This is a genomic window from Microbacterium sp. (assembly GCF_044508325.1).
Taxonomy (GTDB): domain Bacteria; phylum Actinomycetota; class Actinomycetes; order Actinomycetales; family Microbacteriaceae; genus Microbacterium.
The window spans coordinates 34256-44091 of sequence record NZ_JBIQHX010000020.1 but is presented as its reverse complement, the minus strand read 5'-3'; the positions used below and the strand labels follow the sequence as shown (position 1 = coordinate 44091).

Annotated in this window: 9 protein-coding genes; 5 read left to right on the top strand and 4 right to left on the bottom strand. The window is 72.0% G+C overall.

Annotated features, from left to right (window positions below):
• Positions 1-384, top strand: a 384-nt coding sequence (locus ACIWQI_RS13705) for a phage holin family protein (protein ID WP_396658224.1), incomplete at its 5' end; no start/stop codon positions are given.
• Positions 385-396: 12 nt separating this feature from the next.
• On the opposite strand, the gene ACIWQI_RS13700 is transcribed toward ACIWQI_RS13705, so the two are convergent.
• Both ACIWQI_RS13700 and ACIWQI_RS13695 read right to left on the bottom strand, forming a co-directional pair.
• The gene (locus ACIWQI_RS13700) at positions 397-1662 is read right to left on the bottom strand and encodes a hypothetical protein (RefSeq protein WP_396658223.1); all 1266 of its coding nucleotides are present in this window, start codon (positions 1660-1662) and stop codon (positions 397-399) included.
• Complete coding sequence (locus ACIWQI_RS13695; RefSeq protein ID WP_396658221.1) at positions 1659-1937, bottom strand: hypothetical protein; 279 nt, start codon at positions 1935-1937, stop codon at positions 1659-1661. Before ACIWQI_RS13695 ends, ACIWQI_RS13700 begins: the two co-directional genes overlap by 4 nt.
• A gap of 130 nt (positions 1938-2067) precedes the next feature.
• Here ACIWQI_RS13695 and ACIWQI_RS13690 point away from each other — a divergent pair, with 130 nt between their 5' ends.
• Together ACIWQI_RS13690 and purB are read left to right on the top strand one after the other, a co-directional pair.
• On the top strand, positions 2068-2565 hold the full coding sequence (locus ACIWQI_RS13690; protein WP_396658219.1) for a low molecular weight protein-tyrosine-phosphatase: 498 nt from the start codon (positions 2068-2070) through the stop codon (positions 2563-2565).
• Positions 2566-2596: 31 nt separating this feature from the next.
• Positions 2597-3982 (top strand): adenylosuccinate lyase, encoded by a 1386-nt coding sequence (gene purB, locus ACIWQI_RS13685; protein ID WP_396658217.1) that lies wholly within the window; start codon positions 2597-2599, stop codon positions 3980-3982.
• A gap of 3 nt (positions 3983-3985) precedes the next feature.
• On the opposite strand, the gene ACIWQI_RS13680 is transcribed toward purB, so the two are convergent.
• A complete protein-coding gene (locus ACIWQI_RS13680; RefSeq protein ID WP_396658215.1) occupies positions 3986-4342 on the bottom strand; it encodes an amino acid transporter in 357 nt (118 codons plus the stop codon).
• Positions 4339-5064 carry an acyl-CoA synthetase gene (locus ACIWQI_RS13675; RefSeq protein WP_396658214.1) on the bottom strand — a complete coding sequence of 242 codons (726 nt, stop codon included), beginning with the start codon at positions 5062-5064 and terminating at the stop codon, positions 4339-4341. Before ACIWQI_RS13675 ends, ACIWQI_RS13680 begins: the two co-directional genes overlap by 4 nt.
• Before the next feature lie 104 nt (positions 5065-5168).
• Between ACIWQI_RS13675 and ACIWQI_RS13670 the strand changes: the two genes are divergently transcribed.
• Together ACIWQI_RS13670 and ACIWQI_RS13665 are read left to right on the top strand one after the other, a co-directional pair.
• Entirely contained in the window at positions 5169-7415 is a 2247-nt protein-coding gene (locus ACIWQI_RS13670; RefSeq protein WP_396658212.1) for an LLM class flavin-dependent oxidoreductase, read from the top strand.
• A 66-nt stretch (positions 7416-7481) separates the two neighbouring features.
• Positions 7482-9833, top strand: coding sequence for an ATP-binding cassette domain-containing protein (locus tag ACIWQI_RS13665; RefSeq protein ID WP_396658210.1), 2352 nt, complete (start codon positions 7482-7484; stop codon positions 9831-9833).
• Positions 9834-9836: the final 3 nt, after the last annotated feature.

Sequence of the window (9836 nt, the reverse complement as noted above, 5' to 3'; positions counted from 1 at the left end):
CTCATCCGCGTCGTCATCAACGCGTTCGCGATCTGGGTCGTCACCCTGATCCCGGCGCTTCAGGTGTCGGTCATCGCCTTCCCTCCAGGCGAGACGCTCCAGCTCGTGCTCACGCTGCTGCTCGTGGCGGTGATCTTCGCGCTGGTGAACACGATCATCGGGACGGTCATCAAGATCCTGGCGTTCCCGCTCTACATCCTCACGCTCGGCCTCATCTCCCTGATCATCAACGGGTTCCTGCTGTGGCTGACCGCCTGGATCACGCACTGGTGGAACTGGGGTCTGCGCGTCGAGGACTTCTGGTGGGGTGTGCTGGCAGCGCTGATCATCACCGTCATCAACTGGATCTTCGGCATCATCCTGCGACCGCAGAGGAAGCGCTGACCCGCCGCCGGCTCACGGTCGCCCGGCGGTGTACTCGGTGACCTCGACCGACTCGGCGCGGCCGAGATCGGCGAACACAGCACGCACGGCGTCGACGCGCGGGTCGGTGGACGCATCGACCAGCGCGGCGGTGTGCTCGTACGCGTCCCGCGCGTGCGCGGGCAGCGCCAGGTCGTGCGGCGACACCAGCGGGTCGGCGACCCGCTCGACGACGAAGCTGTGCGGCGACCCGACACCGGCGGCGGACCCGCCCGCGGCCAGCGCGGAGACCACGTCGTCGGTGTGGCGCAGATCGACCGAGAGCACGGACTCCGGCAGTGCCGCCTGGATCGGCGACCCCGCCGAGACGACCGTGCGCACGTCGTACTCGCCCTCCAGCGCCATGCGCCCGGCGATCATCGCCCCCTGCGAGTGGCCGACCTCGTGCACGATGTCGCCCGGCCGCGCGCCGGCCCGCTCGAGCGCCCCGCGCACCGCCTCCGAGGAGGCCGACCGCTCGCCCCGGTACAGCCGCTCGTTCGAACGCATGTCGAAGGCGCTGCCCGCCCCGGTCCCGGCGATGTAGACGACGAACTGCCGAGATCCGCCGGGCAGTGTGTAACGCTCCACGCGCACCGCCGCCTGCGACGGGATGCGGGAGACCGCCTGGGCGAGCGAGGTCACCGGGGTGCCGGCGCGGCGCGACGTCTGCGCCACCGTCACCGGCTCGCCCGGGCCCGAGAGCCGCGCTGCGGCCGGTGTCACAGCGCGGTCGAACACGCGGACCGCCGCGGCGAAGCCGAAGGCCGTCGCGCCGAACACCGCCGGGCCGAGTGGCACCAGCATCCATCCCAGCGACGTGGTCTGCTCGATGAGCTCCCACGGTGCGCGCCGCGCGAAGCCGAGGCCGTGCGGGGCCGCGGCGAGCGCGACGAGTGGTCCGAGCTCGGCGAGGCGGGCGTCGATCACCGCTCGCGCCGCGTCGTCCAGGGTCACGGCCCGGCGTGCCGTCAGCTCCGCGTGCTCGTACACGGCCGCCGCGGCCCGCAGCCGGAGGGCGGCACGGCGGGCCGCGGCGCCCGCACCCTCCGCCTCGGCGCGCAGGCCGGACGCCTGCGCCGACCAGCCGCCGTGCAGCACGGCGTCGACATCCGCGAGCGCCCAGCCGGCGGCGCCGGCCGCCTCGGCCGCCTCGGCGAGCCGTCCGGCGATCTCATCCAGCTGCGCAGCGGCCCCGCGCAGCGACCGGCTGTCGACGGCCACCACCGCACCGTGGCGGATCTCGATGTCGTCGCTCACGGCTGCCTTTCGGCGAGCCGGGCCAGCAGCACACCCACCCCGGCGGCCGTGTCGGCGAGCTCGTCCACGCGACCGCGCAGGCGCGCCACGTCGCCGCGCAGGTCCGCGATGTCGCAGTGGTGCGAGTCGGCGGCCGGGGACTGCCAGTCGGTGGCGTGCGCCGCGCGATCGAGCAGGCGCAGCGCGGCATCCAGCTGCGTCGCCGTCTCGTCGAGCCGGTGGCGTGCCAAGGCCGCGGCGGTCTGCGCCCAGGCGAGGTCCGAGCGGGCGAGCATTCCGCCAGCCTGGCGCAGAGACCCGGGGACTCCGCGTCGCAGTTCCCTCCGCGTGGAAAGGCAACCGCGAGCGCAGGCTGTGCAGGGGTGCGCGGATGAGGGATGCGCGCTCGCGCGGCATGATGGAGGCATGACCGCGTCCGCCGCGCAGCCCTACCGCGTGGTGTTCGTGTGCACGGGGAACATCTGCCGCTCGCCGATGGCGGAGGTCGTGTTCCGAGACCTCGCGCGCAGTGCCGGCCTGGACGACCGCGTGGTGTCCACCAGCGCAGGCACCGGCGACTGGCACGTCGGCGAGCGCGCCGACGCCCGCACACTGGAGGCCCTGGAGCGCCGCGGCTACGACGGCAGCCGGCACCGCGCGCGGCAGTTCACGCAGGAGGCGTTCGCGAACGACCTCGTCGTCGCGCTCGACCGCAGTCACGAGCGGATCCTGCAGAGCTGGTCGCACGCGCAGGAGGATGCCGACAAGATCGCCCTGCTGCTGGCGTTCGACCCCCAGGCGCACGGCGTGCTCGACGTGCCCGATCCGTACTACGCCGGCCCGGAGATGTTCGACGAGGTGCTCGGTATGATCGAGAGCGCGAGCCGTGCGCTCTTCCGCCAGTTGGAGCCGGCGATTCGCTGACCTCCAAGCCGCCGACTCCGGAGTCGTTTCCGTGACCTCCTCCCTGCCCCCGCAGCCGCTCAGTCCCCTCGACGGGCGCTATCGCGCGGTCGTCGCCCCACTGTCCGATCACCTCTCCGAAGCGGGGCTCAACCGGGCACGCGTCGAGGTGGAGGTGGAGTGGCTGATCGCCCTCACGGATCGCTCGCTGTTCGCCACGGCGCCGCTCGCCGATGCCGACAAGGAGCGGCTGCGCGCGCTGTACCGCGACTTCGGCCAGGCCGAGATCGACTGGCTCGCCGCGCGTGAAGCCGTCACCCGCCACGATGTCAAGGCGGTCGAGTACCTCGTGCGCGACCGGCTGTCATCCCTCGGGCTGGACCGCCTCGCCGAGCTCGTGCACTTCGCCTGCACCAGCGAGGACGTCAACTCCCTCGCCTACGCCCTCACCGTCAAGCGCGCGGTCGAGGAGGTGTGGCTTCCCGCACTGCGGGAGGTGATCGGCAGGCTCGACGAGCTGGCGCGCGCTCACCGTGACGCTCCGATGCTCGCGCGCACGCACGGCCAGCCGGCCACCCCGACCACCATGGGCAAGGAGCTCGCCGTGTTCGCGTGGCGGCTGCGCCGCGTGGAGCGGCAGCTGGCGGCATCCGAGTACCTGGGCAAGTTCTCCGGTGCGACCGGCACCTGGTCGGCGCACCTCGCCGCCGACCCGGACGTCGACTGGCCGGCGGTCGCCCGCGGGTTCGTCGAGTCGCTGGGACTGGGCTTCAACGTCCTCACGACGCAGATCGAGTCGCACGACTGGCAGGTCGAGCTGTACGACCGGGCACGGCATGCCGGAGGCATCCTGCACAATCTCGCGACCGATGTGTGGACCTACATCTCTCTCGGCTACTTCTCCCAGATCCCCGTCGCCGGCGCGACCGGCTCGTCGACGATGCCGCACAAGATCAACCCGATCCGCTTCGAGAATGCGGAGGCGAATCTCGAGATCGCCGGCGGCCTGTTCGCGACGCTCGCGGCGACCCTGGTGACCTCGCGGCTGCAGCGCGACCTCACCGACTCGACGACCCAGCGCAACATCGGGGTGGCGTTCGGGCACTCGCTGCTGGCGATCGACAACCTGCGCCGCGGGCTGGGCGAGATCGCGCTCGCCCAGGACGTGCTGGATGCCGACCTCGACGAGAACTGGGAGGTGCTCGCCGAGGCGATCCAGACCGTGGTGCGCGCCGAGATCACCGCGGGACGATCGTCGATCACCGACCCGTACGCGCTGCTCAAGGAGCTCACCCGCGGACGCCGCGTCGGTGCGGCCGAGCTCGCCGAGTTCATCCGCGGCCTCGACATCGGCGCCGAGGCGCGCGAGCGCCTGCTGGCGCTGACGCCCGCCGGGTACACGGGGCTGGCAGCGCGGCTGGTCGACCCCGCCGAGTAGGGCTCAGCCGGGCTGCTGGTCGCGACCGCCCGCCGCATCGTCGGCGTCGGGCGCGGCATCCCCCGGCGCGGCCTGTTCGTCTTCGGGAGGCAGCAGCACCGGGCGGTCGACGGTCTTGGCCACCTGGGCCGGATCGACGGCGAGGATGAGAAGGGCCATCACGACGAGCACGACGATGAAGGTGATGCCGCCGACGACGCCCGCCACGACGAGGGCGTGTTCGGACTGCCCGGCGAAGCGCTGCTGGAAGAAGCCCATCGACACGAGCGTCACCACGAAGGCGAACGCCGCGGCGATGAACGCGAGGCCCAGCAGCTGCAGGGGGCGCATGAGCTGGCGACGGGTCGGCTTGTCGGTCACGCGGGCTCCTCGTCGGTGGCGGAAGTGACGGCAGCGGATGCCTCGGCCTCCGCGGCGGCCGGGTCCTGGCGGCGCGGCGTGAAGGCGGCGATCCCGAGGTACACGGCGACGATCGCGGCGTATCCGCCGAACAGCCCGACGGCGATGGAGATCCCGGTCAGCGCGAACCAGGCGCCCGCTTCGTCGATGAAGTAGTCGAGGCGGAAGTCGGGGGAGACCAGGCCGAGCGCGATCGCGAGCACCACGGTGATGATCCCGACCGTGAACGCATCGCGGATCTCGGAGCGGCGCTGCGGGTCGTCGCCGCCCTCGTCGCGCAGACGCACCCGGTCGACCCACGCCCCGGCGATCTCGACGAGGCCGGTCACGGCCGACCACGTGATCACGATCGCGAAGAACAGGGCCGTCGATCGCCATGGCGGCACGCCGCTGACCATTCCGGCGATCGCGGTCAGCACGGCGACGGCGACGAGCGGCCAGCGACGGCCGCGCGGGTAGGCCATCCACGCCCCGAAGGCGAGCACGAGGGCCGTGGCGATCGCGAAGCCGCTGAACGTCGCCAGGCCGTAGGTCGCGGAGTGGTCGGCCGAGAAGGTGATCATCAGCGCCGCGATGGCGGCGACGATCGCCCGGATCAGCTGGATGTGCCGCACGGCGACGCGGGGCGCGGCGCTGGGTCGCGGCGCGGGCGCTTCGTTCTCGGGCGCGGCGTTGTCGGGCACGGGGATTCCTGGATCGATCGGAGGGATGCCTCCAGTCTACTGAGCAGACCCCGGCAGGAGTCCGCGGGGGAATCCGCTGCGACCGCAGCGGGTTGTGCCCCGGTATGGACTACGGTCACCCGCTCCGATTCGGAGCCTTCATCACCCCGTCCGCCGCAGATCCGCAGGTGCCGGTCGCCCTCGCGACCGTGGCCGAGGCATCCGGTCTCGATCTCGTCGCCTTCCAGGACCATCCCTATCAGCCCGCGTTCCTGGATACGTGGACGCTGCTCTCGTTCGTCGCGGCGCAGACCAGCCGCATCCGCATCGCCCCCGACGTGCTCAACGTGCCGCTGCGGCCGCCGGCGGTCGTGGCCCGCAGCGCGGCCAGCCTCGACCTGCTCAGCGGCGGCCGCTTCGACCTGGCGCTGGGAGCAGGCGGCTTCTGGGACGCCATCGAGGCGATGGGCGGCCGCCGCCTCACGCCCGGGCAGGCGGTGACCGCCCTCGAGGAGGCGATCGACGTCATCCGGGCCCTGTGGGACACCGGCGAGCGCCGCGCGGCGTTCACCGACGGCGAGTATCACCGTGTGCACGGCGCGAAGCGCGGTCCGCGGCCCGCGCACGACGTGCCGATCTGGATCGGCGCGTACAAGCCGCGGATGCTCGCGCTCACCGGGCGCAAGGGCGACGGATGGCTGCCGTCGCTCGGCTACATGAAACCCGGCGACCTGGCGCGGGGAAACGCCGCCATCGACGAGGCCGCGGCCGGAGCGGGCCGCGATCCCCGCGAGATCCGGCGGCTGCTCAACGTCGGGAACCTGGCCTCCGACGTCGCGTCGCTCATCGACCGGATCGCCGCGCTGGCGCTCGACGACGGGGTGGACACCTTCATCTTCACCGGCGACGACCCCGATCTGCTGCGTCTGGTGGGTGCCGAGGTCGCACCGGCCGCGCGCGAGGTCGTGGCCCGCGAGCGCACGCGCCGCGCGACTCCGCCGGCGCCGGCGCGGTCGTCGGCGGCGCTGTCGGCCCGCCGCGACGGCATCGACTACGACGGCGTGCCGCACGGCCTGCGCGCCGTCGAGCCGGGTGACTTCGAGTACCCCGATGTGCGCGCGACCTACCTGCGGGGCGGCTCGCCCGGCATCGTGCTGCAGCCGGACTCGCCGCAGCAGGTGGCCGAGGCGGTCGCGTACGCGCGCCGGCACCCGGACGCGACGCTCTCGGTGCGCAGCGGCGGTCACGGGATCAGCGGGCGCAGCACGAACGACGGCGGCATCGTGATCGACCTGAGCCGCCTGGACGGCATCGAGGTGCTCGACTCGCGCCGGCGCCTCGTGCGCATCGGGCCGGGTGCGCGCTGGATGCAGGTCGCCGCCGCGCTGGGCGAGCACGGCTGGGCGCTGAGCTCGGGCGATTCGGGCGGGGTCGGGGTGGGCGGTCTGGCCACGGCCGCAGGCATCGGGTTCCTCGCGCGCGAGCACGGGCTGACCATCGACAGCCTGCGCGCGGCCGAGGTCGTGCTGGCGGACGGCTCGATCGTGCGCACCGACGCGCAGACCCGGCCCGACCTGTTCTGGGCCATCCGGGGAGCCGGCGCGAACATCGGCATCGTCACGGCGTTCGAGTTCGAAGCGGCGGAGATCGGCGACATCGGCTCGGCCCAGCTGGCGTTCCAGGTGGACGACATCGCCGGGTTCCTCAAGGGGTACGGCCGCATCATGCAGTCCGCGCCCCGCGACACCGGCATCTTCCTCGTGATGGGCGCACCGCGGCCGGGCCGGCCGATGACCGCCCAGCTGTACGGCGTGGTCGACTCCGCCGACCCGGACACGATCATCGAACGGCTGCAGCCGTTCGCCGGGCTCGCGCCGCTGGTGCAGCAGTCGGTGCGCCTCACCGGCTATGCGCAGGTGATGGCGAACGCCGACCTCGGTCCGCACCATGGCAGCGGCGAGCCGCACTCGCGCTCCGCGCTGGTGGACGCGATCACCCCCGAGATCGCGCGGGCCGCGCAGGAGATGCTGGATGCCGGTGCCGCCGCGTTCTTCCAGGTGCGCCCGGTCGGCGGTGCCGTGGCCGACCTTCCCGACGGGGCGACCGCCTACGCCCATCGTTCGGCGGGATTCTCGATCGTCGCCCTCGGCGCGGACCCGGGCCGGCTCGACCGGGCGTGGAACGCGCTCGCCGCGCACGCGCGCGGGCTGTACCTCAGCTTCGATTCGTCGCAGCGGCCGGAGCGGATCGCCCAGGCCTTCCCGCCGGCGACCCTCGCGCGTCTGCGCGCGATCAAGACGCAGGTCGACCCCGGCGGCCTGTTCTCCGACAACTTCCCGGTGCTGCCCGCCGCGGCCGACGCCGCGGCCTGAGCGCGACCCAGGACGGTTGTCGGCGTCGGGGGGAGCCGGTAGCCTCGCCCCGACCGAGAGGACACCATGCCCCAGGCATCCGCCCACATCGCCGACTCGCACAATGCCATCCGCGTCACCGGCGCCCGAGAGAACAACCTCAAAGACGTCAGCCTCGAGATCCCCAAGCGGCGCCTGACCGTGTTCACCGGGGTGAGCGGGTCGGGCAAGTCATCGCTCGTGTTCGCCACGATCGCGAACGAGTCGCAGCGGCTCATCAACGAGACCTACCCCACGTTCGTGCAGCAGTTCATGGGGCAGCTGACCCGGCCCGACGTCGACGCGCTCGAGAACGTGAGTCCGGCCATCGTGGTCGACCAGGAGCGGATGGGCGCGAACGCGCGCTCGACCGTCGGCACAGCGACCGACGTGCACGCGATGCTGCGGCTGCTGTTCAGCCGTCTCGGCGTGCCCCACGTGGGCTCGCCGCAGGCGTTCTCCTTCAACGTTCCGTCGGTGGCCGGGGCGGGCGCGGTGACGTTCGAGAAGGGCGGCAAGAAGGTCAAGGAGCGCCGCTCCTTCGAGATCACCGGCGGCATGTGCCCGCACTGCGAGGGTCTCGGCGAAGTGAGCGACGTCGACCTCGACGAGCTGTTCGATCGCACCAGATCGCTCCGCGAGGGCGCCATCACGATCCCCGGGTACACCGTGGACGGCTGGATGGTGAAGGGCTACAGCGAGTCCGGTCTCGTCGACCCCGACAAGCCCATCGCCGAGTACACCCCGCAGGAGCTCGACGACTTCCTCTACAAGGAGCCCACGAAGATCCGGATCTCGGGCATGAACATGACCTACGAGGGTCTGGTGCCGAAGATCACGAAGTCGATGCTGCAGAAGGACCGCGATGCGCTGCAGCCGCACATCCGCGCCTTCGTCGACCGGGCCGTCCGGTTCATGCCGTGTCCGGCATGCGACGGCACCCGGCTGAACGACGGGGCGCGGTCGTCGAAGATCGGCGGCGTGAGCATCGCCGATGCCGCGGCCATGCAGATCACCGATCTCGCGACCTGGCTCGACACCATCGACGACCCGTCCGTGGCTCCCCTGATGAGCGGGCTGCGCGACACGGTCGCCTCGATGATCGACATCGGCCTCGGCTACCTGTCGCTCGAGCGCGCATCCGGCACCCTCTCCGGCGGCGAGGCGCAGCGGCTCAAGATGGTGCGCCACCTCGGCTCGTCGCTCACCGACATCAGCTACGTGTTCGACGAGCCCACCGCCGGGCTGCACCCGCACGACATCCAGCGCATGAACGACCTGCTGCAGCTGCTGCGCGACAAGGGCAACACCGTGCTCGTCGTCGAGCACAAGCCCGAGGTCATCGCCATCGCCGACCACGTGGTCGACCTCGGTCCAGGCGCCGGGCGCGCGGGTGGCGAGGTCATGTTCGAGGGGGATGTCGCGGGCCTGCGCGCCTCGGACACGATCACCGGCCGCTTCTTCGACCATCGGGCGCGGCTGAAGGACGCGGTGCGCGAGCCCACGGACGTGCTCGAGATCCGCGGCGCCTCGCAGCACAACCTGCAGGACGTCGACGTCGACATCCCGCTCGGAATCCTCACCGTCGTCACCGGCGTGGCCGGCTCGGGCAAGTCGTCCCTCATCCACGGCAACGTGCCCGCCTTCGACGACGTCGTCGTGCTCGACCAGACCCCGATCAAGGGCAGCCGGCGCTCGAGCCCGGCGACCTACACCGGCATCCTCGACGCCGTCCGCAAGGAGTTCGCGAAGGCCAACGGCGTCAAGGCGGCCCTGTTCAGCGCCAACTCCGAGGGGGCGTGTCCGGCGTGCCGCGGGCTCGGGGTCATCATCACGAATCTCGGCTTCACCCAGACCGTCGAGACGCTGTGCGAGCTGTGCGAGGGCACCGGCTTCAGCGACGAGGTGCTCGAGTACACGCTCGACGGCAAGAACATCGCCGAGGTGCTCGCGATGTCGGCGGCTGAGGCATCCGAATTCATCGCCAAGGGTCCCGCGCACACGACGCTCCTGCGGATGGTCGACGCGGGGCTCGGCTATCTCACCCTCGGGCAGGCGCTCAACACCCTGTCCGGCGGCGAGCGGCAGCGACTGAAGCTGGCCATCTCGATGGCCAAGAAGGGTGCGATCTACGTGCTCGACGAGCCGACGACCGGGCTGCACCTCGCCGACGTCGACAATATGCTCGCGCTGCTGGACAGGCTCGTCGACGCCGGCAACTCGGTGATCGTGATCGAGCACCACCAGGCGGTCATGGCCCACGCCGACTGGATCATCGACCTCGGCCCGGGCGCCGGCCACGACGGCGGCCGCGTCGTGTTCGAGGGCACCCCGGCCGACCTCGTCGCCGCCGGGTCGACCCTGACCGGACGGCACCTGGCCGAGTACGTCGGCCAGTGAGTT

What these genes read in the sequence shown, in the direction of transcription:
- ACIWQI_RS13670 (WP_396658212.1), top strand. Translation starts at nt 5,169, where the DNA reads ATGGACTACGGTCACCCGCTCCGATTCGGAGCCTTCATCACCCCGTCC.
- ACIWQI_RS13690 (WP_396658219.1), top strand. Translation starts at nt 2,068, where the DNA reads ATGACCGCGTCCGCCGCGCAGCCCTACCGCGTGGTGTTCGTGTGCACG.
- ACIWQI_RS13665 (WP_396658210.1), top strand. Translation starts at nt 7,482, where the DNA reads ATGCCCCAGGCATCCGCCCACATCGCCGACTCGCACAATGCCATCCGC.
- ACIWQI_RS13695 (WP_396658221.1), bottom strand. Translation starts at nt 1,937, where the DNA reads ATGCTCGCCCGCTCGGACCTCGCCTGGGCGCAGACCGCCGCGGCCTTG.